Source organism: Microbacterium sp. NPDC079176, from assembly GCF_040686675.1.
In the GTDB taxonomy this organism is placed as follows: Bacteria; Actinomycetota; Actinomycetes; order Actinomycetales; family Microbacteriaceae; genus Microbacterium.
This window is the reverse complement of record NZ_JBFBLM010000003.1, coordinates 464,647-491,218: the sequence shown is the minus strand read 5'-3', so window position 1 is coordinate 491,218 and position 26,572 is coordinate 464,647. Positions and strand designations below refer to the sequence as shown.

The window sequence follows — 26,572 nt, the reverse complement described above, 5'->3', positions numbered from 1 at the left end:
AGGCGCCTCAGGCGGCCGCCTGCTCCTTGATCGACTCGACGGCCTCGTTGAACCCGCCGCTGGTGAGCGACGATCCGGCCACTCGACTGACCTCGATCTCGTCGAGCGACTTGCCCACGACCTCATCCGAGATCCCGTCGATGAACTGCCCCTGGTACTGCTCGCTCTCGCGTGCCTGCGGGTCACCGGTCACCTCGACCTCGGTGACCAGGCCGTCGGCGACGGTGAGGGTCACGCTGATCTTCTCGACCGTCTCGGGGGTCTGGTACGAACCGTCGGCCGTGTACGTGCCGTCGGTGTAGTCGCCGCTCGTCGATGCGCCCGAATCCGTCGACTCGGTGCTCGTGTCGGTTCCGGAGTCGGTGGACTGGTCTTCGGCGTCCGCGGTGCCGGAGCAACCGGTGAGCACGAGGAGCCCGGCGACGCCGACCAGGGCGGCGCTCTTGCGAACAGAAGTCGGTACAGTCGTGCGGATCATGATGGTCCTCCCGGCCTTGATCGATGTGTTGATTCGACCGTAGGGAGCCCGTCTATGTGCAGGCTGTGCCCGATATATGAGTCGCTTACGCGTCTCCGCCGAACATGCTCGTGACGGATCCGTCTTCGAAGACCTCGTGGATCGCACGCGCGAGCATCGGGGCGATCGGGAGGACCGTCAGCTTGTCCCAGCGACGCGACTCGGTGAGCGGGATCGTGTCGGTGATCACGACCTCGTCGATCGAGGCGTCCTGCAGACGCTCCGAGGCCGGATCGCTGAAGATCGCGTGCGTCGCAGCGACGATCACGCGATGCGCGCCGTTGGCCTTGAGCGCCTGCGCGGCCTTCACGATGGTTCCACCGGTGTCGATCATGTCGTCGACGAGCAGGCAGGTGCGACCCTCGACCGCTCCGACGATCTCGTGCACCGAGACTTGGTTCGCGACCTTCGGGTCGCGTCGCTTGTGGATGATCGCCAGCGGGGCGCCGAGGCTGTCGGACCATGTGTCGGCCACGCGGACACGACCCATGTCGGGCGAGACGACCGTGAGGATCTCTCGGTCGGCGGGGCTCAGCGTGCGCTGGAAGTACTCGAGCAGCACGGGCTTGGCGAACAGGTGGTCGACGGGACCGTCGAAGAAGCCCTGGATCTGTGCGGCGTGCAGGTCGACGCTCATCACGCGGTCTGCGCCGGCGGTCTTCAGCAGGTCGGCGACGAGGCGGGCGCTGATCGGCTCACGGCCGCGGCCCTTCTTGTCCTGACGCGAATACGGATAGTACGGGGCGACGACGGTGATGCGCTTGGCGGACGCGCGCTTCGCGGCGTCGATCATGATGAGGGTCTCCATGAGCCACTCGTTGACCGGCTCACCGAAGGTCTGGATCAGGAAGAGGTCGCAGCCTCGGATCGACACCTCGAACCGGGCGTAGATCTCACCGGATGCGAAGGTGCGGTGCTCGGTCGGCACGACCTCTGTTCCGAGCGACGCGGCCACTGCCGCGGTGAGCTCGGGGTGCGATCGACCACCTGCGACCACGAGTCGCTTCTTGGTCTTGGCAACGAGACCCGGAGCGATGCCGTTGTCCCTGTCCAGATCGACCGTCTTCTTCTTGCGCGCCATCGTTCTGCCTACTCCGCCACTCGGGTTCGGGCTGCGGCGTCTGCCGCGCCCGTGCCTGCCCTGTTCTTCTCGACCCAACCCTCGATGTTGCGCTGAGGGGCGACGCTCATGGCAAGGGAGCCGGCGGGGACGTCCTTGCGGACGACAGCGCCAGCACCTGTCTTGGCGCCGGCTCCCAGCCTAACGGGCGCGACGAGGGTCGTGTGCGAGCCGGTGTGCACCTCGTCCTCGACCACCGTGCGGTGCTTGTTCACGTCGTCGTAGTTCGCGGTGATCGTGCTCGCACCGAGGTTGACGCCTCGGCCGATGGTCGCGTCTCCGACGTATGACAGGTGCGGCACCTTGCTGCCTTCGCCGATCTCGGCGTTCTTGGTCTCGACGTAGGCGCCGATCTTGCCTCTGGCCCCCAGGACGGTGCCCGGCCGCAGGAACGAGAACGGCCCGACCGTGGCCTCGGCACCGATCACCGCGAGCGTCGCATCGGTGCGGCGGACGATCGCGTCCTCTCCCACCTCGCAGTCGACGAGGGTGGTGTCCGGTCCGATGATGGCGCCCTCGGCGATCGTCGTCGCCCGCAGGATGTGCGTGTTCGGGAGGATCGTGACGTCGGGCGCGAGGGTCGCGTCGTCGTCGATCCACGTCGTCGCAGGATCGATCACGGTGACGCCCTCGAGCTGCCAGCGCCGCACGATGCGGCGGTTGAGCAGACGACCGACCTCCGCGAGCTGAGCGCGGTCGTTGACGCCGTAGGTGACGGTGACGTCGGAGACGACGGATGCCGCCACACGGCTGCCATCGCGGCGGAGGAGCCCCGGCACGTCGGTCAGATACATCTCACCCTGCGCGTTGTCGACGCCCACCGACGGCAGGTACTTGCGGAGCGTCGAGACGCGGAACACGTACATGCCTGCGTTGATCTCGCTGACGGCAGCCTCTTCGGTCGTCGCATCCTTCTGCTCGACGACGCGATCGACGCCGCCGTCGGCGTCGCGGATGACGCGGCCGTAGCCGGTCGGGTCCTCGACCACGGCGGTCATGAGGGTCGCCTCCGCCTGCGCGGCGCGGTGCGCGTCGAGGAACGAGCCCAGCGTGTCCGCATCCGCGAGAGGGCAGTCGCCCGAGAGCACGAGCACGTCGCCGTCGAAGTCGGCAGGGAGCGCGTCGACAGCCACCTGCACTGCGCGTCCGGTGCCGGGGACGTCGTCCTGATCGATGAAGACCGCGGTCGGGTAGTCCTTCTCGAGTGCGGCGACAACCTGGTCGCGTTCATGCCGCACGACGACCTCGATGTGATCGGCGCCGAGTCGCGTCGCGGTGGTCAGCACGTGGCCGACGAGCGGACGCCCGCCGATCGGATGCAGCACCTTCGGAAGACGCGAGCGCATGCGGGTGCCCTGGCCTGCGGCGAGGACGATGATCGCGAGATTGTTCCCAGTCATGCTCCGCCGCCAGGACTCGAACCTAGACCTAACAGCTCCAAAGGCTGTCGTGCTGCCATTACACCACGGCGGACCGCGGCCCCCGAGGGCGCCGCGGATCAAGTCTGCCACGTCCACCTGCGTGCTACCGGCGATAATGGACGGATGACTGAGGCGGATGAGGTTGATCGGATCGTCGGCGCCTGGAACACCCAGCGCCCCGACCTCGACTTCTCGCCTCTCGAGGTGCTGTCGCGGATGGATCGCCTGACCAGGCTGCTCGACCGGGCTCGCAGAGATGTGTTCCGACGCAGCGACCTGGAGGCCTGGGAATGGGACGTGCTGTCGGCTCTGCGCCGCGCGGGCGCGCCCTTCCAGCTCTCCCCCAAGCAGCTGCTGCAGCAGACGCTGGTGTCGAGCGGCACCATGACCAATCGCATCGACCGCCTGGTCGGCCGACGTTTCGTGCGACGGGAGAGCGACCCGGCCGACGGCCGCAGCGTGCTCGTGACGCTCACGGACGACGGACGCATCCGGGTGGATGCCGCGATCACGCGCCTCGTCGACGTCGAGGACGACCTGCTGCAGGCGCTGTCCCGCGGTGACCGCGATCGGCTCGCTGCACTGCTGCGCAAGCTGAGCCTGAGCTTCGACGCGTGAGGGGCTGACGGATGGGCATGCTCTCCCCTCTTCCGGTGCGCGACGGCGTCGGCGCGACGCGTCTGCACGTGCCGATGAGCGGCGAATGGCCGACCGTCGGCGCGTACATGATCGAGCGCTTCTTCCACCTCGATCCCGAGGGGCTGCTCAGCCGCTTCGATCGCGGTGAGATCGTCGCCCGCGACGGCACCCCTCTCGCACGGGACACGCCCTTGGGGGTCGAGGAGTTCATCTGGTACTACCGCGACCCGCCCGTCGAGACCCGTCTCCCCGTGGAGATCGAGGTCCTCCATCAGGACGACGATCTGGTGGTCATCGACAAGCCGCATTTCCTGCCCACCATCCCCGGCGGGAAGTTCCTGCAGAACTCGGCGCTGATCCGACTGCGCAACCTGCTCGACAACGACGAGCTCGCCCCCATCCACCGCTTGGACAGGGCCACGGCAGGAGTGCTGATGTTCTCGGCGCGACCGGCCACGAGAGGGCCGTATCAGCTGCTCTTCGAGACGCGGCAGGTGCAGAAGGTGTACGAGGCCGTGTCGGCTCGTCCGGCCGACTGGGATGCCTCACGATTCCCGCTCGTCTACCGCAACCACATCGTGAAGCTCCGCAATGAGCTGAAGGTCCAGGTCGACGACGAGCGGGAGCCGAACGCCGAGACGCAGATCGATGTGATCGATGCCGACGAGCGCGTCGTGCACACGCTCCTGCACCCGCACAGCGGCAAGATGCATCAGCTCCGCGTGCATCTCGCCGCGCTGGGGCTCGGCATCCTGAACGATCCGTTCTACCCCGAGTTGCGTGGCGAGAAGCCCGACGACTTCGAGAAGCCGATGCAGCTGCTCGCGCGCGAGCTGCACTTCGTCGATCCGCTGAGCGGCGCGCCGCGGGTCTTCACCACGACGCGCACGCTGCAGGAGGCTCCCGTCAGCGCCGCATGATCCTGCGCGCGAGCCACGTGCCGAGCATCTGCACGAGGTGGACGAAGACGACGATGAGGACGATCGCCGTCCACATGACGACCGGCTCGAACTGCCGGAAGCCGTAGATCTGGGCGAACGCGCCGAGGCCGCCGCCGCCGATGAGGCCTGCCATCGCGGTCATGTCGATCAGTGCCACCACGATGAACGTGTAGCCGAGGATCAGCGGTCCGAGCGACTCGGGGATCGCGACCGTGAACAGGATGCGCGCGGGACCTGCGCCCATGGCGCGCGCGGCTTCGATCACGCCGGGCGACACCGACACGAGGTGCTGCTCGACGATGCGGCCGATGGCGAACGCCGCGGCCAGACCGATCATGAACGCGCCGGCCGTGGTGCCGATGCCGGTGCCGACCACCGCGCGGGCGAACGGCTGCGCCACGGCGACGAAGAGCACGAACGGGATCGGGCGGAAGAAGTTCACCCCGAGGTTCGCGATGACCGACACGGCCCGGTTCTCGGCGAGCCCGCCCGGACGAGTGACATACAGGATGACGCCGATCGCGAGACCGAGGATGCCGCCCAGCACGAGTGCGAACGACGTCATGTACAGGGTCTCGAGGGCGGCCTTCCAGAGGTCGGGCCACAGTTCGTTCAGACGATCCATCAGCGTGCCTCCTCTTCTGCGATCTCGGTGACTTCGACGCGCTGGCCGATCTGCTCGAGCGTGCGGTCGATCACGGCGCTCTCACCCCGGATCGCGAGTGTGAGGTGGCCGAAGGCGCGCCCCCGGATGTCGTTGATCCCGCCGTACACGAGCTCGAAGTCGAGTCCGGCGCCGGCGAGGTCGAGGAAGACCTGAGCCTGCGACGAGTCGCCGTCGCGGAACGAGAACGTGACGAGGCGGCCCCGGTGGCGCTCCCGCAGCACGCCGAGCTCAGACGGCGACGGGACGCCCTTCACGACCGTTCCGACGAAGCGCTGCGAGGCCGGATTCTGCGGGGCGGAGAACACGTCGAAGACATCGCCCTGCTCGATCACCCGTCCGTTCTCCATGACCGCGACCTTGGTGGCGATCGTCTGGATGACGTCCATCTCGTGGGTGATGACGACGATCGTGACGCCCTGCTCCTGGTTGACCCGCTTGAGCAGGTCGAGCACCTCATGCGTGGTCTGCGGGTCGAGTGCGCTGGTGGCCTCGTCGGCGAGGAGGATGGCCGGGCCGGTGGCGAGGGCGCGGGCGATGCCGACGCGCTGCTTCTGGCCACCGGAGAGCTGTTCGGGGTACGCCTTCGCCTTGTCGGCCAGGCCCACGAAGCTCAGCAGCTCGGCGACCCGCTTCTCGATGTCCGGCTTCGACCATCCGGCCAGCTTGAGCGGGTAGGCGATGTTCGCCTTGACGCTGCGCGAGGAGAACAGGTTGAACTGCTGGAAGATCATCCCGATGCCGCCGCGGACCTTGCGCAGCTCGCTCTCCTTGAGAGCTGTGATGTCGACGTCGTCGACGGTGATGGTCCCGCTCGTCGCCGGCTCGAGCGCGTTGATCAGTCGTACGAGCGTGGACTTGCCTGCGCCCGAGTATCCGATGATCCCGAAGACGTCGCCCTTCTCGATCGACAGGGTCACGTCGTCCACGGCCACGACCTCGGACTCGTCGCGCGTGCGGGAGGGGTAGGTCTTCGAGACATTCGTCAGGGTGACGATCGGCATGCGGTGCTCCGGTCTGTCTGCTTCGGGAACGAAGAATCGGGTGACGCACGAAGCGCCACCCGATTCTCCCTCATCGGACGGGGGTGTCACCCACCCCGGTCGTCCTACTTGTTGGCCTCGGTGTCCTTCTGGACCTTCTCGAGCGAGGCGACGAGATCCTCGACCGGGGTCTGCAGCGGCACGGCGGTGTCACCCGACGACTCGAGCAGGCCGGCCTGGACGTCCTCATTGGTCTGGAAGATCTCGACGAGCTTGAGGTACGTCTCGTTGTCGGCGTCCTCGGCGCGGGCCGCGAAGATGTTCACGTACGGAAGCGCGTTCGGGTCTTCAGGGTCGTCCTGAGCGATCGCGTCCTCGAAGGTCAGACCCGCATCCTCGACGAAGTCGTTGTTGATGATCGCCGCCGCGACGTCGGGCAGCGACGTCGGGATCAGCGCGGCCTCGAGCGCGGTGACCTCGACCTTGGACTTGCCCGTGTCGATGTCGGAGAGGTCGGAGAAGATCGTGCCGCCGCTCTTGAGCTCGATGAGTCCGGCCGACTGCAGCACGAGCAGCGCGCGAGCCTGGTTCGATGCGTCGTCGGGAACCGCGACGGTCTCCCCCTCGGGGATGTCGTCGACATCGTCGTACTTCTGCGAGTACAGGCCCAGCGGGTAGATCGCCGTCGAGCCGACCGGCGTCAGGTCGGAGCCGGATGCCGTGTTGTACTCGGCGAGGTACACGATGTGCTGGAACTGGTTGAGGTCGATCTCACCCTCGGTCAGAGCGGGGTTCGGCTGCTCGTACGAGCCGAAGTCGACGAGCTCGACCGTGATGCCCTCGTCAGCGGCTGCCTCGACGAAAGGAGCCCACTGTGCGTCTCCCTTGCCGACGACACCGATCTTGACGGTCTCGTCCTCGGAGCCGCCGGAACCGGCGTCGGACGATGCGGTCGCGCAGCCTGCGAGTGCGACGAAGAGCGGGACCGCGGCGAGCGCGGCGATGACGGATGTGGTCCGACGGGATGCTGTGATGGACATGAGTGTTCGGGTTCCTCTCTTGGGGGACTCGAATACGTTAGGCAGGGCGACGCGCTGCGCGACAATCGAGTGTCACAGAGCGTCACAGCTCTCAGTCGTAGTCCTCGATGCCCTGCAGCCGGACCTGTTCGAGGTCGAGTCGTGCCGAGATCCGACGGACCACGAGGTCGTCGATCGTCCCGTCTCTGCGCAGCCCGAGCAGCACCTCGCGTTTGCGGTCGATGAGCGCGAGCTTGAGGCGCGCGTGCTCCTCGTGACGCAGCAGCGGCGACCGCTGCATGACGTCGACCTCGGCCGAGGTGGCGATCATCTGCAGAGTCCTGACCTCGCCGTCCGCGAGCTCACCGTCGTCGCCGACACGAGTCGCGTCCGGCAGTCGCAGCGCGACCGACGCCTCCGCGGCACCGGCATCCGCTCCCCCGCTCATCTGCTGGCCGCCGCCCAGCGGATCGGGCTCGTCGAGCATGACGTCGAGCGCCTGGGCCTCGGCATCGACGATCGCCTGCTCGCGCGCCAGCGCACGCGCGTTCGAGAACTCGAGCATCTGGTAGCCCTCGGCACGCACCTTGTCTCGGATCTCCTGACCGACGCCGTGCTCGACGGCGAGGTCGTCCAGGGCGGCCAGTGCCGCGCCCGAGATCGTCCGCTCGGCGAGCTCGTACTCCTCGGCCTCCATGTGATCGACCGGGAAACGTGCCCAGCGAACGATCGCCGGCAGCAGCGGCCCCTGTACGAGCAGACTGAGCAGGATCACTCCCGCCGTGACGAACACGATCTCGTCGCGTCCGGCGATCTCGCCCTCGGTCGCGCTGGCGGCCGGAACCGACAGCGCGATCGCGAGCGAGACGGCACCCCGCATGCCTGCGACCGTCGACACCGCCATCGATCGCGCCTTGGCACCACGGGACGGAAGCGCCGGATTGCGTCGCTGGAAGGGCGCGTTCAGCAGCTGGAAGAGATATCTGACGACGAGCAGCGTCCCCCACACCGCGAGGGTGATGAGCACGAGCCGACCGATCGCTGCCGCGGAGATCTCATGCGCGACGAACTGCACCTCGAGCCCGATCAGCACGAACAGCGCTCCGTTGAGCAGGAAGACGCCGAACGGCCATGCGGCGTCGGCCTGCCGCCGCGACGAGGCTGTCGTCACCCGGGGCGAGACATAGGCGACGATGAGACCGGCGACGACGACGGCCAGCACGCCGGAGGCGTGCACGATCTCCGCGAGGAGGAACGCGCTGAACGGGATGAGCAGCAGCGCGACGTTGATGACGATCGTCGAAGAGGTGCGACGCAGCAGCAGGTACCCGAGGCCTGCGATCACGACACCGGCCGCTATTCCTCCGACATAGGAGGTGAGCACCGACATCGTCACCGACAGGGGTGTGATGTTGCCGCCGAGAGCCAGCGAGACGGCGATCGCGTAGAGCACGAGCGCGGTTCCGTCGTTCGTGAGGCTCTCGGCCTTGAGCTTCATGAACATGCGCCGGGGCAGCAGCCTGCCGAGGGCTGCCACGGCCGTCGCATCCGGAGGGGCCACTGCCGCGCCGAGGATCAGCGCGGTCTCCCACGGCATCCCGAACAGCAGACCGATGCCCGCGACGGCGAATGCGGATGCCACGACGAGCACCGTGCTCATCGGGAGGATGTAGCGGAAGTCACGGCGGATCGATCGCAGCGAGGTCGTGAGGCTCTCCCAGAACAGCATCACCGGGAGGAACAGCAGCAGGACCGTCTCAGGGGGCAGCTGGATCTCGCGGAGCTGCGGGACGAAGCCGAGGAGGAGTCCGAAGATCACGAGGACGAGCGGCAGCGCGAGTCGAACGCGCGGCGCGATCAACGTGCCCACGAGGATCGTGAGTCCGATCAGGACGGTGACCTCGAGTCCTTCCATCTGAACCTCCCGGGTACCGCAGGATCAAGCTGTGCGATCCCGGCTGGCATCGAACCCCGCCCAGAGCACAGCGCATTCGACTGCCACCGTATTCCCGCGAGGGCGGAAGGGCCAGACCTCTCGTCAGTCGAGCTCTTCGGTCAGCTCGAACCAGCGGAGTTCGAGTTCCTCGATCTCGGCCTGCTGGTCGCTGATCGCCTTCATCTTGTCGCCGAGGCCGGCGAAGTCCGACTGGTCGTGATCCGCCAGAGCGGTCTTCGCCTTGTCGACCTGCTGCGTGAGCTTCTGGATGCGGCGCTCGAGCGACGAGACCTCTTTCTGGGCGGCGCGCAGTGCGGCACCGTCGAGGCTGGGGGCCTTCTTCTCAGTGTTGACGGCCGTCTGCGACCTGCCCGGTGCCGAGGTCTGCAACTGGCGCAGGCGCAGGTACTCGTCGACGCCGCCGGGCAGGTGCCGCAGGTGGCCGTCGAGGATCGCGAACTGCTGATCGGTGACGCGCTCGAGGAAGTACCGGTCGTGGCTGACCACCAGCAGGGTCCCCGACCACGAATCGAGCAGATCCTCGATGGCCGCGAGCATGTCGGTGTCCAGGTCGTTGGTGGGCTCGTCGAGGATCAGCACGTTGGGCTGGTCGAGGAGCACGAGAAGCAGTTGCAGGCGGCGCTGCTGACCTCCGGAGAGATCCTTCACGGGGGTGGAGAGCTGCGCCGAATCGAAGCCGAGCCGCTCGAGGAGCTGGCCCGGCGTGAGCTCCTGCGCCTTCGAGCCGGATCCCATCGTGTACGAGGTGCGCAGTCGCGAGATCACGACACGCACCGGCTCGCGTCGGACGTCCTCGAGTTCGTCGAGGCGCTGCGTGAGCGTCTTCACCTTCACGGTCGTGCCGCGCTTCACACGGCCGACGGTGGGCTCGACGGTTCCCGAGATCAGGCCGAGCAGCGTCGATTTGCCGGCGCCGTTCACACCGAGGATGCCGGTGCGCTCCCCCGGTGCGATGCGCCACTCGACGTCGCGGAGGACTTCGCGGGTGCCGCCGTCGGCGGTCGGATAGGTCACTCCGACGTCGAGCAGGTCGACGACGTCCTTGCCGAGACGAGAGACGGCGAGCGACTGCAGGGAGACCTTGTCGCGGATCTCCGGCACGTCGGCGATGAGCTCGTTGGCCGCATCGATGCGGAACTTCGGCTTCGCGGTTCGCGCGGGCGCCCCTCGACGGAGCCACGCGAGCTCCTTCTTGGCGAGGTTCTGGCGCTTGGCCTCGGTCGCCGCCGCCATGCGGTCGCGCTCGACGCGCTGCAGGATGTACGCCGCATAGCCGCCCTCGAAGGGCTCGACGATGCGGTCGTGCACCTCCCAGGTCTCGGTGCAGATCTCGTCGAGGAACCACCGGTCGTGAGTCACGACCATGAGCGCTCCGGAGTTCGGGCTCCACCGCTTCTTGAGGTGTCCGGCGAGCCAGGTGATGGCCTCGACGTCGAGGTGGTTGGTGGGCTCGTCGAGGGCGATGACGTCCCAGTCCCCCGTCAGCAGCTTGGCGAGTGACACGCGTCGGCGCTGGCCTCCGCTGAGGGAGCCGATCTCCGCATCCCAGGGCAGGTCCTTCAGCAGTCCCTCGATCACGTCGCGGATGCGCGGGTCGCCAGCCCACTCGTACTCCGGAGTGTCACCGACGACCGCCGCGCTGATGGTCAGGTCGTCGCTGAGGGTGTCGGCCTGGTCGAGGACGCCGATGGTCATGCCGCCTCGCACCGTGACGCGGCCCGAGTTCGGCTCCTTGATGCCGGCGAGCATTCCGAGGAGGCTCGACTTGCCGTCGCCGTTGCGGCCGACGATGCCGATGCGGTCACCTTCTTCGATGCCGAGGGTCACGGAGTCGAAGACGACCCTCGTCGGATATTCGAGATGAAGGGCTTCTGCCCCGAGAAGATGTGCCATGTCACTCCCCAGGGTAGTCGCGCGGTCTGGGTGACCCGGTCAGCCTCCTGTCACGGCTGCCTCGTCATCCGGCACCCTGCGCACGAGCGCGCCGGCCGAACAGCTCCGGGAGCGACGCCGTGAACTCCTCGAAGTGGCTGTACCAGACAGTGTGCGCGGCTCCGGGGATGCTGCGCACGTCGATGCCGTTCGCCTCGAACCGGGCGACGTCGGCGGCGGTCACCCAGTCGCTCGGGTCGGCGCGGACGATGATCGACCCCGGGTCGGGAAGCCACATGTGATCGCGGCCGCAGGAGACGGATGCCATCGTCGTCGGGTCGAAGCGGCGGGCGGCGAGTGCCTCGATCTCGGCATCCTTCTCCGAGTAGAACGGACGCGAGGCACGGAGGTTCTCCGGCGACTGTCGCGCTTCGCGATCGCGGGCGTACCGCTCGATGAGATCGTCACGGTCGCTGCCGCCGGGGAGGACGAGTGCGGCATCGACATAGATGCCCGGTTCAGGTCGGAGAAGCGGGGCCGCCTGTGCGAGCACGCTCGCACCGAAGGAGTGTCCGACGGCCGCGAGCGGCCGCCCCGGGGCGAGACTTCGGACGGTCTCGACCACCGACGATGCGGCCCGCTCGATCGTCAGACGCGGGTCTCGCGGGGACAGACCGTGACCGGGGAGATCGATCGCCAGCACACGGAAGCCCTGTGCAGCGAGCACCGGCATCACACGCCACCAGCTGTCGGCCGAGCCCATCATCCCGTGGAGCAGAACCACCGCACGAGGGCCGTCGCCGACGTCGACGGCGTGAAGGAGCATGACCTCAGTGTCGCATGAGTCATCACTCTTCCGGGATCATGTCGGTTCGGGAATGTCTCGAAGCTTCGTTCGAATGTCGGTGGTCCGTGATCTACTCGGAGACATGACAGCACTGCTCGACGCGACGGACACGCCGATCTCGTCACCGCGTTGCAAGTCGCAGAGGCGACATTGAGCAGCATGAGCGCCGCGCGCGACGGGCTACTGGCGATCGCCGGTCGGCTCGCGGTCGACATCGCGAAGCAGGGGGATCACCCGGACCGGGGAGACCATTCGATCAGGACCATCGCGGCCGAGATCGGAGCCGTGCAGCATGTCAGCGATCGCACCATCGAGCGCCGGATGGCGGCGGCGGAGCTGCTGGTCGATCGGTTCCCCGCCGTCTGGGCAGCACAGGGAGCGGGGCGGATCAGCGCCGCGCACTCCCGTGTCATTGTCGACGCAGGTTCGGGCCTCGAGTCGCCCGATCACCGCGAGGCATATTCCGCGGTGATCCTTCCGCTGGCGGAGGTGGAATCGCCGAACCGACTGCGCGCGCTGGCGCGCCGTGTGGCCGAGCGCTTCGCTCCGACGACAGTGTCGGAGCGGCATCGTCGCGCCAGATCTCAGCGGCGAGTCTGGGCGACGGATGGCGAAGACGGGATGGCAACGCTGCACTCGCACGCGCCTGCCGCGCTCGTCCACGGCATGTTCGACCGTCTCTCGCAGATGGCGCACGCACTGCGCGTCGAGAACCTTCGCGCGAAGCGGCGGGCGGCTCGCGACGGCGATGAGTTCGAGGCGGATGATCGGACGGTCGACGAGATCCGCGCCGACCTGCTCGCCGACCTCGTGCTCAGCGGCCAGCCGACCGGGCACGACAGCGAAGACGGACTGCTGGCGGCCATCAGTGCGCGCATTGAGATCACCGTTCCGGTGACGACCCTGATGGACGACGATGCGCACGAGGGGTCGGGTGCTCCGGATGCCGAGGCGGCGCCGCCCGCCGAGCTCGACGGCGTGATTCCGATCGACGTCGATACCGCGCGCCGATTGGCCGGGCAGACGAAGGGATGGGAACGGGTGCTGACGCATCCGATCACCGGTCGCGTCCTCGCCGTCGACCGATACCGACCGAGCCGCCACCTGCGCAGGCACCTACGGGCAAGAGATCAGCGATGTCGCTTCCCGGCGTGCGGAGTGGCGGCGCGGAAATGCGACCTCGACCACCACCATGCTGCCTCGACGGGTGGCGCGACCTGCGAATCGAACCTGGCATCGTTCTGTCGCCGACATCATGTTCTGAAACATCACACGCCATGGCAGGTCGGGCAGAAGCCCGGCGGGGTCATGGAGTGGACGAGTCCCATCGGGCGGACGTACATCGACACTCCCCCTGCACCGAACACGGTGATCTTCACCGAATCGGATGCCGTGCGCGCGCCGTTCTGAGCGGAGACGTTCGCGCTGGCGCGGACCTGTGGAGAAACGCGACGCGAGCCTGGCCGATTTCACTACGGTGGCGCGGTGACTCCTCCTCCATTGCGCCCCTTGTCCGTTCTTGCGATTCGTCACGGCAGAGGCCGTGGTGCGGCAGTTCCACGGTTGGGGGCGCGCATAGTTGCTGTCGCCGTAGTGGCGTTGGGGGTTGGCGCTCTCGCGGGATGCACCACTGAACCCGAGCCCGCCCCTACGCCCACCGCGGCCTTCGCCAACGAGGAGGAGGCGTTCGCTGCAGCGGAGAAGGTGTACCGGGCGTACAACGAGGCGTTGAACGACCGGCGCAAAGGAGTATCCGGCGCTGATCCGCAGCAGTACCTCACCGGAGTCGCACTGGAGAGCGATATCGACGGGCAAAACGTCCTACGCGCGGAGGGCCTTCGAATTGAAGGCACTGCCGAGGTGACTTCGTTCGCAGAGGAATCCGCCGAGCTTCAGACCGACCATCCGCGTGTAGTAGGTCTGGTCTGCATTGACGTTTCTGGGGTCTCGCTCATGAGCGAGGCCGGTGTGAACGTGACTCCGCCCGAGCGTGGCGACATAGTCGCCCAGAGGGTTGAGTTTGTTGTTTCGACAATGTCTCTCGTTATTGCGCACGAGGCGACCGCGGAGACGACGACGTGCTGACAGCCGGAGCAGCATTGTGCATGGCCACCGTGATCTGCGTTTCGGTCTCAGTCCCCGCGCCTCGGGTCGACATGAGCTCATGCACCGGCGAACTGGCCTCCGTCGGAGTATGCGGCTCGACTGATGGTTCCTCCCTCACCATCTCCGGCACCCAGCAGCAGCCGAGCACTGATCCCGGCACCGACTCGAATTGGAGTGATGGCGGTCCGGGCGACGGCACGGGTCCGGGTGAACCGTCGGGTCCGAGCCAGGAGGCGATCGACCTCGCGGCATGCATGGACGACTCGGGCACCACGCGCTGTGCGCCGCGCCCGAACCGGCCCGCTCCCCCGGACTCCGCTCCGTCGACGCCGGGCGCGCCGACGATCACCATCTCTGACCTGGCGCGATTCGCACCGGCATCAATCCGCGCGACCGCCGAACCCGGCAACGTCGGGATCGCCGGGATGCCGACGAACTTCACGGCCGCAGCATCCACGCAGATCCAAGACGGCGAGCTGTTCGGCGTGCCACTGCGCGCGCGGTTTGTCCCGGCCGGATACGACTACACCTACGGCGACGGGAGCTCGGCGACCGTGACCACGCCGGGTCAGACGTGGGAGGCGCTCGGTCAGGCGCAGTTCACGCCGACCCCGACCAGCCACGTCTACCGCGAACCCGGCGTGTACCCGGCCCGCGTGGACATCCGATTCACCGCGCAGGTGGACCTCGGCGGCGGATGGATCGACATTCCCGGGCAGCTCACGACCAGCGGCGCCACGCAGGAGATCCGCATCCTCGAGGCCCGCACCGCGCTCGTCGCCCACACCTGCCACGAGAACCCGGCCGGCGTCGGCTGCTGAAGAACGCACCACAGCAGCACGCCAACAAGAAAGAGCCCCCGGCCCCGAAGGTCCGAGCGGCCCTCTTCTGCCAGATGGCTGATCGCTTTCTCGTACGACTCGTACGATCTCGAGGAGGCTCGGCCTTCCGAGAGCGACTTCGCCTACGGCGCTCTGCTCCTCCAGAGGCAGCCGCCGACCGATCCCCTCCGGCTTAAACTAGACAGGTGCCATGGAGTCGCCGAGTGTTCTCGCTCTCACTAGCCGACCGCACGGCAAAGCTGGTGCAGTCGAGAAGGCGACCCGGTCGCTTCGAGCTCAGCGTGGATGGAATTGCGCAGTCCGTCGTCTCGATGACCGAGCCGACCGACCTCGAGTACAGCTACACCCAACACATCGCCCGCGCAATGGATGCCGCCGCCGAGCCTGGTGCGCCGCTGTTCACCGTGCATCTGGGGGCCGGAGCACTCACGCTGGCACGCTACGTCCAGGCGACGCGCGCCGGATCACCTCAGCTGGTGGTGGAGTTCGAACCCGCGCTCTACGCCGCCGTCATCGACGCGCTGCCGTTGCCTCCCGGGTCTGACATACGAGTCATCCTCGGTGACGCTCGAACGGTCGCGGACGCCGCTTTTCCGAATGAGAAGACATCGCCGGTGCAGTCATCTCCGTCCCCCGGACTTGACGACGCCGCGAGTTATCGCACCGCAATCGACACCGATTGGGTGGAGGCGTGCTTCACCGTCGTCGATCTCTGGGATGCCGCCGTCATCCGGCATCGTGTGGCCAGCCAGGAGTTCTATCGCCGGGTCGCCGCGCGCTCCGCAGCAGCGGGCGTGGTCGCCGTGAACCTGCTCGACGGGCATCCGTTCGAATACTCACGACGACAGGCCGCGACCCTGAGCACCGTGTTCGATCACGTCGCTGTCGTGCTCGACGCAGAGCCGGAAGATGCGGAAGGGCCACTCGGCAACGTCGTCATTTTCGCGAGCGATGAGCCGCTGGACAAGGTCACCGCCTCCGTTTTGCTCGACACACCGCGGCCTCATCTCCTCCGCGATGGCCCTCTGACGTCGTGGATCGCTGAAGCGCGCATCATGACGGATGCCGACGGCACAGACTCTCCCGATCCCGACGACCCCGTCTGGGGCTAGCGCCGTGTGCGGACGTCCTCCGACAGGACGTCCGCTTCCGGCCAGCGGCTCGTCCGCGCGCGGTGTGAAAAGTCGACCCGACATGGCGAAGAGCCGCCCGGACCCGAAGGTCCGGACGGCTCGTCTGCGGTGAGTGCGATGTCGCTTACTGGTACGACTTCACGATCTCGAGGAGGCTCGGCACGTTGGCGTACGCCTCAGCAGCGTTCTCCTTGGTGACGATGATCGGGTCGAGCAGGTACGCCGGAACGACCTTGGCGCCGTTGTCGTACGACTCCTCGTCGTTGACATCGACGGTCTCGCCCTTCTGCAGCTGGCCGACCATCTTGATCGACTGCTCGACGAGCAGTGCGGTGTCCTTGTTGATCGTGGAGTACTGGATGCCCTCCATGATCGACTTCACCGACTCGACCTCGGAGTCCTGACCCGTGACGACCGGAACCGGCTTGCCGGCCTGCTGCACCGAGGTGATGATGGCGCGAGCAAGGGTGTCGTTCGGCGACAGCACGCCGTCGACCACGGTGTCACCGCTGTACGACGAGGTGAGCAGCGTGTCCATACGGTTCTGCGCGTTCTCCGGAAGCCATCCCTCGGTCGCGGTCTGCGCGATCTCGGTCTGCTTCGACACGACCACCAGGTTGCCGTTGTCGATCTCCGGCTGGAGCACGTCCATGGCGCCGTCGAAGAAGACCTTCGAGTTGGCGTCATCCGGCGAGCCGGAGAAGAGCTCGATGTTGTACGGAGCCTCGTGGCCCGCACGCTCGGCGAGACCGTCGAGCAGGGCCTGGCCCTGCAGCTGGCCGACCTTGAAGTTGTCGAACGCGACGTAGTAGTCGACTGCCTCGGTGTTCTCGATGAGACGGTCGTACGCGATCACGTATGCGCCGGCATCCTTGGCCGCCTGCACCTGGGTGGCGAGCTGCTTGCCATCCTTCGCGCCGATGATGATGACCTTGGCGCCGTTGGTGACCATGGCCTGGATCTGGTTCTGCTGCTCGGCGACCGTGTTGCTCGCCGGAGCGTACTGCACGTCTGCCTTGAAGCCGGCCTCTTCCAGGCCGTCCGTGAAGAGCTGACCCGCGAGGACCCAGTTCTCACTGGTCTTGTCGGGAAGGGCGACACCGATCGAGGAGTCGGCGGCGAAGCCTGCTTCGGCCTCTTCGCCGGATCCCGTGTCGGTTCCGCCGCCGCGCTCACCGGAGCAGCCCGTGAGTGCGAAGGCAGCCGTCGCGACGAGCGCTGTCGCTGTGACGATGATCTTCTTCATGTGATCTCTTTCTGTGTGATGTGACGGATTCTGCGTGCGAGCACTGCGCGGAGAGTCCGCTTACTCGGCCCTCGTCTTGTCGACGGGAGGGGCTTGGTAAGTCCTGTTGGGCTCGAAGGTCGTGGTGGCCTCCGGGTCGCTCCTGCGGCCCGACCGGCGGGTCAGGAGACCGATGAGCGACGGACGGCCCTGCTGCTTGTTCCAGACGTCGATGCCGACCGCGAGCAGCAGCACGAGGCCCTTGATCATCGAGACGACGTCGGCACCCTGGCCGAGCAGAGCGAGACCGTTGTTGAGGAACGCCATGACCAGACCACCGATGATCGAGCCGATCACGGTACCGATACCACCGGCGACCGCAGCACCACCGATGAACACCGACGCGATCGCGTCGAGCTCCCAGCCGGTGCCGTCGTTCGGTCCGGATGCCTGCGAACGGGCGACGAAGATCATGCCGGCGAGTGCGGCCATCATCGACATGTTCATCATGACGAAGAAGTCGACCCAGCGGTCCTTCACGCCGGAGAGGCGTGCGGCCTGGCGGTTGCCACCCACGGCGTAGATGTGGCGACCGAAGACGGTGTTCCGCGTGATGAACGAGTAGATGATCACGAGGGCGAGCAGGATCAGACCCGGAACCGGGAAGCTCGTGCCCGGGCGACCCGTCGCGAACATCCACGCAGCGGCGAGCACGACGACCGAGAGCAGCACGACCTTGACGACGCTGACCCACAGGGGCGCACTGTCGGAGCCCATCTTGTGCTGCTGGCGACGGGTGCGGATCTCCCAGAAGACCAGCCACGCCACCGCGACCAGTGCGAGGATCATGGTCGGCACGTTGAAGTCCAGCGGGAGCCCGACCTCAGGAAGGTAGCCGGTGCCGATCACCTGGAAGCCCTTGGGCACCGGGATCGTCTGAGCGTCACCGATCCACTGCTGCGCGCCACGGAAGAAGAGCATGCCGGCGAGCGTCACGATGAACGCGGGCACCCCGACGTAGGCGACCCAGAACCCCTGCCAGGCGCCCACCAGGGCACCGACGCCGAGGCCGAGCAGGATCGCCAGCGGCCAAGGGAGGTTCCAGTCGGCCATCGACTTCGCGACGATGATGCCGGTGAAGGCCGCCACGGAGCCGACCGACAGGTCGATGTGCCCCATGATGATGACCATCACCATGCCGATCGCGAGGATCAGGATGAACGAGTACTGGTTGATGACGTTGATCAGGTTGCCCGACGTCAGCGTCGCGCCGTTCGGTCCGTTGCGCAGCAGCGTCAGCACCTCGAAGAGGACGATGATGACGATGAGGCTGCCCAGGATGCCGAACTGGCGCAGTGACGAGGTGCCGTTGCTTCCGAACATCTTGCGGATGTCGCCGAAGTGGAAGCCGCGCTTCGTTGTCGTGAGGTCGGTGGTCATGCGGATGCTTTCTGAGTCGCGGAGGTCATGCTGCGCATGAGAGCCTCGGGTGTCGCCTGGTCGGCCGGGATGCAGTCGGTGACCCGACCTTCGAAGACTGTGTAGATGCGGTCCGAGATGCCGAGCAGCTCGGGCAGCTCGCTGGAGATGACGATGACGCCCTTGCCCTGGGAGGCGAGCTCGTTGATGATCGCGTAGATCTCGTACTTCGCGCCGACGTCGATGCCGCGCGTGGGCTCATCGAGGATCAGCAGGTCGGGGTCGGTGAACATCCACCGGGCCAGCACGACCTTCTGCTGGTTTCCTCCCGAGAGCTTGCCGACGCCCTCTTCGACGCTGGGCGTCTTGATGCGCAGCGCCTTGCGGTAGCGCTCGGCGACCGAGTACTCCTCGCGCTCGTCGACGACGCCGCGCTTCGAGATCTTCGACAGCTTCGCCGCCACGACAGACCGCTTGATGGTGTCGAGCAGGTTGAGCCCCAGCACCTTGCGGTCCTCGCTGACGTACGCGAGTCCGTGCTTGATCGCCGAGGAGACGTCGGGGATGGTGATCTCCTGGCCGTCCTTGACGATCTGTCCGCCGAGGAACGTGCCGTAGGAGCGACCGAAGATGCTCATCATGAACTCGGTGCGGCCCGCGCCCATCAGACCGGCGATGCCGACGACCTCGCCACGACGCACGTTGAGGTTCGACCCCTTGACGACCATCCGCTCAGACACGGTCGGGTGCTGCACCCACCAGTCCTTGACCTCGAAGAACACGTCGCCGATCTCGGGGGTGCGGTCGGGGTAGCGGCTCTCGAGCGAGCGGCCGACCATGCCGCGGATGATGCGGTCCTCGTTGATCTCGCCGCGCGAGATGTCGAGCGTCTCGACCGTGCGACCGTCGCGGATGATCGTGATCTCGTCGGCGATCTGCTCGATCTCGTTGAGCTTGTGGCTGATCATGATCGACGCGATGCCCTTGGCCTTCAGACCCAGGATCAGGTCGAGGAGGTGCTGCGAGTCGTTCTCGTTCAGTGCCGCGGTGGGCTCGTCGAGGATGAGGAGCTTGACGTCCTTGTTGAGGGCCTTCGCGATCTCGATCAGCTGCTGCTTTCCGACACCGAGCGTCTTGATGGCGACGTCGGGGTCTTCGCGCAGGCCGACGCGGGCCAGCAGCTCGACCGTGCGCTGACGCTGGGCGCGCCAGTCGATCGCGCCGAAGTGGCGGATCTCGTTGCCGAGGAAGATGTTCTCGGTGATCGAGAGCTCAGGGATCAGCGCGAGCTCCTGGTGGATGATCGCGATCCCGGCCTGCTCGCTCGCCGCGATGTCGCGGTAGCGCTGCTCCTCGCCGTAGAGCAGGATCTCCCCCTCGTACGTGCCGTAGGGGTACACGCCGGAGAGGACCTTCATCAGGGTCGACTTCCCGGCGCCGTTCTCGCCGCAGATCGCATGGATCTCTCCGGCCCGGACGGTGATGGACACGTCGGACAGCGCCTTGACACCCGGGAACTCCTTGGTGATGCTGCGCATCTCCAGGATGGGGCCTGACACGACCGGCAACGTTGCTGTGGTGCTCACAAGATCTTCCTCGCGACGGGCGGTCACCTTCGATGTGACCGTTCACATTGGATTACATAGTCTACGCTCGCTGAGACGGTGTCAAGACCACTCGCGAAAATGTGGCCTTATCGAGGCGCGGACGATTCCCGCGTTCGAAGGGTCGTCTGCAGGGGCCCGAACTGCGGCACCTGCTCACCACGGATCTGCGCGAGCAGGATGCGCACGGCGCGGCGACCCAGCTCGGGGAAGTCCTGATGCACCGTGCTCAGCGTCGGTGCGACATGCGCCGCGACCGGGATGTCGTCGAACCCGACGACGCTCACGTCCTCGGGCACGCGGATGCCGGCATCCCTGAACCCGTGCAGCAGCCCGATCGCCATCTGGTCGTTCGCGACGAACACGGCCGTGAAGTCACGCCGTCGGGCGAGCTCCTGCCCCGCGAAATAGCCGAAGTCGGCCGTCCAGTCTCCGCGGATAGGCGGGAAGGTGGGCAGATCGGCCTCCCGCAGAGCATCGAGGTATCCGCGCATGCGCGACTCGGCCTCGATCCAGTCCTGCGGCCCGGCGATGTGGATGATGTCGCTGTGTCCGAGCCCGATCAGATGCTCGGTGGCGGTGCGCGCGCCCGCGACCTGGTCGGCCGACAGGGTCACCCCGTCGGAGCCGGAGGCCGTCTGCAGCGAGACGAACGGCATCTCGACGGCCATGCCCTTCAGCACATGGAACGCCCGGACCTGCGGGGCGAGCACCACGATGCCGTCGACCTGCTCGCGTGCCAGCTGCCGCAGGGCGTTGCCGATCGCCTCGGGCGTCGTGGCCGAGAGGTTCAGGGTCGAGACCGAGTACCCCTCCTCGCGAGCGGCGTCCTCGATGCCGACGATCGACGACGTCGGTCCGAACTCCCCCACCGTGGCCGAGAGGATGCCGAGCATGTTGGACTTGCTCGTCACGAGCGCCCGCGCCGCGAGGTTGGGGCGGTAGTCCAGCACGGCGATGGCGTCGAGGACTTTCGCCTTCGTCTCGGGACGGATGCTGGGGTGGTCGTTCAGCACCCGCGACACGGTCTGGTGCGATACCCCCGCGAGTCTCGCGACGTCGCGGATGCTCGGCATCCGGGCACGCTCGGAGGCAGTCGACATCACAGACCTCCTTGTATGTGCACGGTCACATCGTCTCTTCATTATGTATGCCAGGCGCGCGGAGCGCACCTCGCCGAGGCGAGGATGCGGGCGGGCCGGGTCAGGCGAGGATGCGCGCGCCGGGCACAGGCCCGTGCACGTGCAGCGACTCCAGTCCGTGCTCACGCAGCAGCGACTGGACCTCCTGCGCACCCTCGGGGCTCGGGCAGAGGAGAGCGACGGTGGGTCCCGAACCCGACACGATGCCCTGCAGAGCGCCGGCGTGGATGCCGCGCAGGATCGTGGTCTCCAGCTCGGGCCGCTCGTACAGGGCGGCCTCCTGCAGGTCGTTGTAGATGCTCTCGGACAGCAGCTCGGGATCGCCGGAACGCAGCGCCTGCAGCACGGGAGCCGGCACCTCGAGCGACAGCGGCGGATCGTCGGCGAGCGAGCCCTCAGCGTCTCGCAGCGCATCGAGTCGCGCATACACGACGGGCGTGGACAGCCCGTCATCGCTCGGGACGAGCACCCAGTCGAACCGCCCCCTCGCCAGCGCGGGATTCAGCTGATCTCCTCGGCCGGTTCCGACGGCGGTGCCGCCGTGCAACGCGAACGGGACGTCCGCGCCGAGCCGGGCGGCCAGCTCATGCAGGCGGGCGGTCGAGAACCCGGTACCCCACAGTGCGTCGCACGCGACGAGAGCGGCCGCGGCATCCGCCGACCCGCCGCCCATGCCTCCGGCGACAGGCACGCTCTTGCGGATCTCCAGCGCCACCCCGCCGTCGTACTCGGCCGCAGTCGCGAGCAGCTTGGCGGCGCGCATCGCGAGGTTGCGATCGTCCAGCGGCACGGTGTCGGGGTCGTCGACGCCCGAGACGGTGATCGAGAAGTCGTCGGCGTGCCGGGCGATCACGTCCTCATAGAGCGAGACCGCCTGGAACACCGTGGCCAGCGCGTGATACCCGTCGTCGTGGCGGCCGCCCACACCGAGATAGACGTTGATCTTGCCGGGCGCGCGCACGTGCACGGAGTCGACGGGGGCGGCGAAGCTCATGTCGGTGTTCCCGTCACAGCTCCGTCGACGTCGCCCACAGGTCGACGTCGATGGCACCGGCCGCCTCGTCGATGCGGCCGAGCTCGTCGTCGGTGAATGCCGGACCGTTGACGGCGGCGATGTTCTCGTCGAGCTGCTCGGGACGCGATGCCCCGACCAGCGCGGAGGCGACGACCGGGTTGCGCAGCGTCCATTGGATCGCCATCTGCGCCAGGGACTGCCCGCGCTGCTCGGCGATGGCGTTGAGCGAGCGGAGGGTCTGAACGGCGGCATCCGACAGCGGCGCATCCGGCAGCGAACCGCGCTTCTGCGCACGGGCGGCCGTGCCGTCGCCGAGGTACTTGTCGGTGAGGAGCCCCTGCGCGAGAGGTGTGAACGCGATCGCGCCGACGCCGGACTGCTCGAGGGTGTCGGTGAGGCCGTCTTCGACCCAGCGGTTGAGGATCGAGTAGGCGGGCTGGTGGATGACGAGCGGGGTGCCGAGGTCGGTGGCGACGGCGACGGCCTCGGCCGTGCGCTCGGCGCTGTACGACGAGATGCCGACGTAGAGAGCCTTGCCCTGGCGCACGAGCGTGTCGAGCGCCCCGATGGTCTCGGCGACCGGCGTCACGGGATCGGCGCGGTGCGAGTAGAAGATGTCGACGTGGTCGAGGCCCATGCGGGTCAGCGACTGCTCGGCGCTCGCGAGGATGTACTTGCGGCTGCCGAAGTCTCCGTACGGACCCGGCCACATGTCCCAGCCCGCCTTCGACGAGATGATCAGCTCGTCGCGGTAGGGGCGGAAGTCCTCGGCGAAGATGCGACCGAAGTTCTTCTCGGCCGAGCCGTAGGGCGGGCCGTAGTTGTTCGCGAGATCGAAGTGCGTGATGCCGCGGTCGAAGGCGTGACGCAGCAGCGCGCGCTGGTTGTCGAGCGGGATGTTGTCGCCGAAGTTCCACCACAGGCCCAGCGAGATGGGCGGCAGGAACAGCCCCGAGGTGCCCACCTGGCGGTACTCGAACTGCTGGTAGCGGCTCTCGTCGGCGGCGTACGGCCGGTGCAGCTCGGGGATGTTCGGACGGAAGCGAGGAGAGTCGGTCACGGTGCCAGGTTAGTCGGTGACGACGGCGTCTTCGATCTGAGCGACGTGCCGCGCAATACGGTGATAGTCATCGACCGTGAGGTCCTCGCCACGAGCGGTCGGCGCGACTCCGGCCGCGATCAGGATCTCGGATGCCGCGGCGGAGCTGCCGAAGAGCTCGGACAGCGCCTGTCGCAGCATCTTGCGGCGCTGGTTGAAGGCGGCATCCACGATCTTGAAGGTGAGTCGGCGTTCGTCCTCTGTGCCGCGCTCGCCCTCCGACCGGTCGAAGCCGACGAGGAGGCTGTCGACGTTGGGCACCGGCCAGAAGACCTGACGGGACACGGTGCCCGACAGCTTCCACTCGCCGTACCAGGCGGCCTTGACACTCGGGGTGCCGTAGATCTTGGAGCCCGGCTTGGCCGCGATGCGCTCGGCGACCTCGGCCTGCACCATCACGACACCGCGCTTCAGGTAGGAGAAGTTCTCGAGGAAGTGCAGCAGCACGGGGACCGAGACGTTGTAGGGCAGGTTCGCGACCAGCACGGTCGGCTCGCCCGGCAGCTCCGTGATGCGCAGCGCGTCGGCGTCGACGACCGTGAGCATGTCGGCGGGAACGCCGTGCTCCTCGGCGGTCTGGGCGAGCCGGGCGGCGAGCCGGTGATCGATCTCGACAGCGGTGACGGATGCGCCGGCCTCGAGGATCGCGAGGGTGAGGGAGCCGAGCCCCGGGCCCACCTCGACGACCCGCTCCCCCGGCTGGACGCGGGCGGCGTGCACGATCTTGCGCACGGTGTTCGCGTCGACGACGAAGTTCTGTCCGAGCTTCTTGGTCGGGGTGACGTCGAGCTCAGCGGCGAGGCGGCGGATCTCGGTGGCGCCGAGCAGGGTGACTGTCATTGCTCCATTGTCCCCCACCCCCGCCGGTGTCCGAGCCGCCCAGTAGTCTGCTGTGATGCCCTCCCTCGGCGAACTGATCGCACCACGGCGCATGGGCAGGGATTTCCGCTGGCTGCTCGCATCATCGTGGACGAGCAACGTCGGAGACGGCGTCGCCCTCGCGGCCGCTCCCCTGCTCATCGCGTCGATGACGTCGTCGCCCATCCTCGTCGCGTCCGGGGCGATCCTGCAGTTCCTCCCGTGGCTGCTGTTCGGGCTGCACGCCGGAGCCATCGCCGACCGGTTCGACCGTCGGCGCCTCGTGATGTTCGCCAACGCGGCACGGGCCGTGGTGCTCGCGGGGCTCTGTGCGTTCCTGCTCACCGGCACCGCGAACATCTGGATCGTGCTCGCCGTGGCCTTCCTCTACGGCACGGCGGAGGTCTTCGTCGACACCGCCGGCAGCACGCTGCTGCCGATGCTCGTGAAGCCGGCCGACCTCGGCATCGGCAACGCTCGACTGCAGGCCGGGTATCTCGTCGCGAACCAGTTCGCCGGGCCGCCGCTCGGCGCGTTCCTCTTCGCCGCCGGCGCGGCGTGGCCGTTCCTGCTCGAGATCCTCTGCGTCCTCCTCGCGGTCGTGCTGATCTCGCGCATGGCCCGCACCCCCGTGCCGCCCCGGTCAACGGGAGACGGCGTGAAGTCGCACGTGCACACCGACATCGGCGAAGGACTCCGCTGGCTGTGGCAGAACCCGCCGGTGCGGATGCTGGTGCTGATCATCCTCGTCTTCAACGTCACCTGGGCGGCCCCGTGGGGCGTGCTCGTGCTCTATGCCACGGAGTATCTGAACATGGGCGCGGTCGGCTACGGCGCCCTGACGACCGCCTCGGCGGCCGGAGGAATCCTCGCCACCCTCTGCTTCGGCTGGCTCGAACGCCACGTGTCGTTCGCGACGCTGATGCGCGTCGTCCTCTCGCTCGAGGTGCTGATGCACCTCGCGTTCGCACTCACCACCGCGGGCTGGGTGGCGCTCGTGATCATGTTCGTGTTCGGCGCCTACGCGTTCGTGTGGGGCACGATCTCGACGACCGTCCGTCAGCGTCTGGTCCCCGCCGAGCTGCAGGGCCGCGTGGCCTCGGTCAACATGGTCGGCGTGTTCGGCGGAATGGTCATCGGCCAGGCCCTCGGCGGGGTGATCGCCCAGGTCTGGGGTCTCACGGCTCCGTGGTGGTTCGCCTTCGTGGGCGCCGCGCTGACCCTTGTCCTGGTCTGGAAGCCGATCTCGCAGATCGTCAGTGCCGCACCGGCGGATCAGTCGGTGAACGAGCCGTAGACCCGCAGGGTGTTCGCGGCGAGTCGGGTCGACAGCTCGTCGACCTCGATGCCGAGCTCCGCCGCCATGAACCGCACCGTGATCGGCACGAGATAGGGGGCGTTCGGACGACCGCGCAGCGGCGTCGGGGTGAGGAACGGCGCATCGGTCTCGACGAGGATGCGGTCCAGGGGCGTCACCTTCAGCGCGTCGCGCAGGTTCTGCGCGTTCTTGAACGTGACGTTGCCGGCGAAGGACAGGTGGTAACCCGCATCCGCGCAGATCCTCGCCATCGCATCGTCGCCGGAGAAGCAGTGGAAGACCGTCCGCTCGGGCGCCCCGACGCGACTCAGCGTCTCGAGCACCGCGTCATGCGCGTCACGGTCGTGGATCTGCATCGCGATGCCGTGCTTCTTCGCCAGCGCGATGTGCGCCTCGAACGACTCGAACTGCGGCGCTCGGCGCTCGGGCTCGGTGCGGAAGAAGTCGAGACCCGTCTCGCCGATCGCCCGCGTTCGCGGGTGCGCCGCGAGCTCGTCGATCACCGCGATGGCCTCATCGAGACGACCCTCCTCGGCGTAGGCGGGCGCATCATTCGGGTGGATCGCGACAGCCGCGAGCACGCGCGGGTCCGACTCGGCGGCCTCGACCGCCCACCGGGACGACTCGATGTCACCCGATGCCTGCACCACCCCGGCGATGCCCACGGCCGCCGCACGATCGAGCTGCTCGGTCAACGAGAGCGGCTCATCGCCGTCGAGGATCTCGAGATGCGCGTGATTGTCGTAGACGGGCACGGCAAGGGGCTCCGGAGCCGCGGGGTACCGGAGATCCTTGCGCCCGTCGCCGTCTCGCTGCTGCACGTACGTCATG

24 protein-coding genes and 1 tRNA gene are annotated in these 26,572 nt (G+C 67.4%); 7 read left to right on the top strand and 18 right to left on the bottom strand.

The window, feature by feature from the left end:
* Window positions 1–7 precede the first annotated feature (7 nt).
* The 4 genes from AB0P11_RS09795 to AB0P11_RS09780 all read right to left on the bottom strand — a co-directional run bounded on the left by AB0P11_RS09795 (window position 8) and on the right by AB0P11_RS09780 (window position 3,110).
* On the bottom strand, window positions 8–478 hold the full coding sequence (locus AB0P11_RS09795) for an FMN-binding protein (protein WP_363521564.1): 471 nt from the start codon (window positions 476–478) through the stop codon (window positions 8–10).
* Window positions 479–563: 85 nt separating this feature from the next.
* Window positions 564–1,598 carry a ribose-phosphate diphosphokinase gene (locus AB0P11_RS09790; protein ID WP_053097056.1) on the bottom strand — a complete coding sequence of 345 codons (1,035 nt, stop codon included), beginning with the start codon at window positions 1,596–1,598 and terminating at the stop codon, window positions 564–566.
* Between the two features lie 8 nt (window positions 1,599–1,606).
* Window positions 1,607–3,037, bottom strand: a complete 1,431-nt coding sequence (gene glmU / locus AB0P11_RS09785) for a bifunctional UDP-N-acetylglucosamine diphosphorylase/glucosamine-1-phosphate N-acetyltransferase GlmU (RefSeq protein WP_072591547.1) — start codon at window positions 3,035–3,037, stop codon at window positions 1,607–1,609.
* A 1-nt stretch (window position 3,038) separates the two neighbouring features.
* Window positions 3,039–3,110: transfer RNA gene (locus tag AB0P11_RS09780), tRNA-Gln, on the bottom strand.
* Between the two features lie 71 nt (window positions 3,111–3,181).
* Between AB0P11_RS09780 and AB0P11_RS09775 the strand changes: the two genes are divergently transcribed.
* Complete coding sequence (locus tag AB0P11_RS09775) at window positions 3,182–3,676, top strand: MarR family transcriptional regulator (protein ID WP_363521559.1); 495 nt, start codon at window positions 3,182–3,184, stop codon at window positions 3,674–3,676.
* Between the two features lie 17 nt (window positions 3,677–3,693).
* Window positions 3,694–4,617: a pseudouridine synthase gene (locus AB0P11_RS09770; RefSeq protein WP_363521783.1), complete on the top strand. Its 924-nt coding sequence runs from the start codon at window positions 3,694–3,696 to the stop codon at window positions 4,615–4,617.
* Here the strand turns inward: AB0P11_RS09770 and AB0P11_RS09765 are convergent.
* From AB0P11_RS09765 to AB0P11_RS09740, 6 genes are all read right to left on the bottom strand, one after another.
* Window positions 4,604–5,263: a methionine ABC transporter permease gene (locus tag AB0P11_RS09765; protein ID WP_053097064.1), complete on the bottom strand. Its 660-nt coding sequence runs from the start codon at window positions 5,261–5,263 to the stop codon at window positions 4,604–4,606. The genes AB0P11_RS09770 and AB0P11_RS09765 overlap by 14 nt on opposite strands.
* Complete coding sequence (locus AB0P11_RS09760) at window positions 5,263–6,306, bottom strand: methionine ABC transporter ATP-binding protein (protein WP_363521555.1); 1,044 nt, start codon at window positions 6,304–6,306, stop codon at window positions 5,263–5,265. The genes AB0P11_RS09765 and AB0P11_RS09760 overlap by 1 nt, the downstream gene beginning before the upstream one ends.
* Before the next feature lie 104 nt (window positions 6,307–6,410).
* Window positions 6,411–7,325: a MetQ/NlpA family ABC transporter substrate-binding protein gene (locus AB0P11_RS09755; RefSeq protein ID WP_053097067.1), complete on the bottom strand. Its 915-nt coding sequence runs from the start codon at window positions 7,323–7,325 to the stop codon at window positions 6,411–6,413.
* A 91-nt stretch (window positions 7,326–7,416) separates the two neighbouring features.
* Window positions 7,417–9,219 carry a Na+/H+ antiporter gene (locus AB0P11_RS09750; protein ID WP_363521551.1) on the bottom strand — a complete coding sequence of 601 codons (1,803 nt, stop codon included), beginning with the start codon at window positions 9,217–9,219 and terminating at the stop codon, window positions 7,417–7,419.
* 123 nt (window positions 9,220–9,342) lie between these two features.
* Complete coding sequence (locus tag AB0P11_RS09745) at window positions 9,343–11,154, bottom strand: ABC-F family ATP-binding cassette domain-containing protein (protein WP_363521548.1); 1,812 nt, start codon at window positions 11,152–11,154, stop codon at window positions 9,343–9,345.
* 64 nt (window positions 11,155–11,218) lie between these two features.
* Window positions 11,219–11,959, bottom strand: a complete 741-nt coding sequence (locus AB0P11_RS09740; protein WP_053097073.1) for an alpha/beta hydrolase — start codon at window positions 11,957–11,959, stop codon at window positions 11,219–11,221.
* 180 nt (window positions 11,960–12,139) lie between these two features.
* On the opposite strand from AB0P11_RS09740, the gene AB0P11_RS09735 reads away from it, so the two are divergent.
* The 4 genes from AB0P11_RS09735 (at window position 12,140) to AB0P11_RS09720 (ending at window position 16,040) form a co-directional block, all read left to right on the top strand.
* Window positions 12,140–13,390: a DUF222 domain-containing protein gene (locus AB0P11_RS09735; RefSeq protein ID WP_363521545.1), complete on the top strand. Its 1,251-nt coding sequence runs from the start codon at window positions 12,140–12,142 to the stop codon at window positions 13,388–13,390.
* Between the two features lie 99 nt (window positions 13,391–13,489).
* Window positions 13,490–14,065, top strand: coding sequence for a hypothetical protein (locus AB0P11_RS09730; RefSeq protein ID WP_363521542.1), 576 nt, complete (start codon window positions 13,490–13,492; stop codon window positions 14,063–14,065).
* Window positions 14,066–14,136: 71 nt separating this feature from the next.
* A complete protein-coding gene (locus AB0P11_RS09725) occupies window positions 14,137–14,907 on the top strand; it encodes a hypothetical protein (RefSeq protein ID WP_363521539.1) in 771 nt (256 codons plus the stop codon).
* Between the two features lie 302 nt (window positions 14,908–15,209).
* Window positions 15,210–16,040 (top strand): hypothetical protein, encoded by an 831-nt coding sequence (locus tag AB0P11_RS09720; RefSeq protein WP_157538293.1) that lies wholly within the window; start codon window positions 15,210–15,212, stop codon window positions 16,038–16,040.
* A gap of 145 nt (window positions 16,041–16,185) precedes the next feature.
* Here the strand turns inward: AB0P11_RS09720 and AB0P11_RS09715 are convergent, their stop codons facing one another.
* From AB0P11_RS09715 to rsmA, 7 genes are all read right to left on the bottom strand, one after another.
* Window positions 16,186–17,307: a sugar-binding protein gene (locus AB0P11_RS09715; protein ID WP_053097082.1), complete on the bottom strand. Its 1,122-nt coding sequence runs from the start codon at window positions 17,305–17,307 to the stop codon at window positions 16,186–16,188.
* A 60-nt stretch (window positions 17,308–17,367) separates the two neighbouring features.
* The gene (mmsB, locus tag AB0P11_RS09710) at window positions 17,368–18,726 is read right to left on the bottom strand and encodes a multiple monosaccharide ABC transporter permease (protein ID WP_363521535.1); all 1,359 of its coding nucleotides are present in this window, start codon (window positions 18,724–18,726) and stop codon (window positions 17,368–17,370) included.
* Window positions 18,723–20,243: a multiple monosaccharide ABC transporter ATP-binding protein gene (gene mmsA / locus AB0P11_RS09705; RefSeq protein ID WP_222839478.1), complete on the bottom strand. Its 1,521-nt coding sequence runs from the start codon at window positions 20,241–20,243 to the stop codon at window positions 18,723–18,725. Before mmsA ends, mmsB begins: the two co-directional genes overlap by 4 nt.
* A gap of 155 nt (window positions 20,244–20,398) precedes the next feature.
* Complete coding sequence (locus AB0P11_RS09700) at window positions 20,399–21,412, bottom strand: LacI family DNA-binding transcriptional regulator (RefSeq protein ID WP_053097086.1); 1,014 nt, start codon at window positions 21,410–21,412, stop codon at window positions 20,399–20,401.
* A 100-nt stretch (window positions 21,413–21,512) separates the two neighbouring features.
* On the bottom strand, window positions 21,513–22,445 hold the full coding sequence (locus tag AB0P11_RS09695) for a 4-(cytidine 5'-diphospho)-2-C-methyl-D-erythritol kinase (RefSeq protein ID WP_056280016.1): 933 nt from the start codon (window positions 22,443–22,445) through the stop codon (window positions 21,513–21,515).
* Between the two features lie 13 nt (window positions 22,446–22,458).
* The gene (gene mgrA / locus AB0P11_RS09690) at window positions 22,459–23,526 is read right to left on the bottom strand and encodes an L-glyceraldehyde 3-phosphate reductase (protein ID WP_295105049.1); all 1,068 of its coding nucleotides are present in this window, start codon (window positions 23,524–23,526) and stop codon (window positions 22,459–22,461) included.
* Between the two features lie 9 nt (window positions 23,527–23,535).
* Window positions 23,536–24,405 (bottom strand): 16S rRNA (adenine(1518)-N(6)/adenine(1519)-N(6))-dimethyltransferase RsmA, encoded by an 870-nt coding sequence (rsmA, locus tag AB0P11_RS09685; RefSeq protein WP_320489962.1) that lies wholly within the window; start codon window positions 24,403–24,405, stop codon window positions 23,536–23,538.
* Between the two features lie 55 nt (window positions 24,406–24,460).
* On the opposite strand from rsmA, the gene AB0P11_RS09680 reads away from it, so the two are divergent.
* Window positions 24,461–25,720 carry an MFS transporter gene (locus tag AB0P11_RS09680; protein WP_072591556.1) on the top strand — a complete coding sequence of 420 codons (1,260 nt, stop codon included), beginning with the start codon at window positions 24,461–24,463 and terminating at the stop codon, window positions 25,718–25,720.
* Here the strand turns inward: AB0P11_RS09680 and AB0P11_RS09675 are convergent.
* The gene (locus AB0P11_RS09675) at window positions 25,699–26,571 is read right to left on the bottom strand and encodes a TatD family hydrolase (RefSeq protein ID WP_295102096.1); all 873 of its coding nucleotides are present in this window, start codon (window positions 26,569–26,571) and stop codon (window positions 25,699–25,701) included. The genes AB0P11_RS09680 and AB0P11_RS09675 overlap by 22 nt on opposite strands.
* Between the last annotated feature and the right edge of the window lies 1 nt (window position 26,572).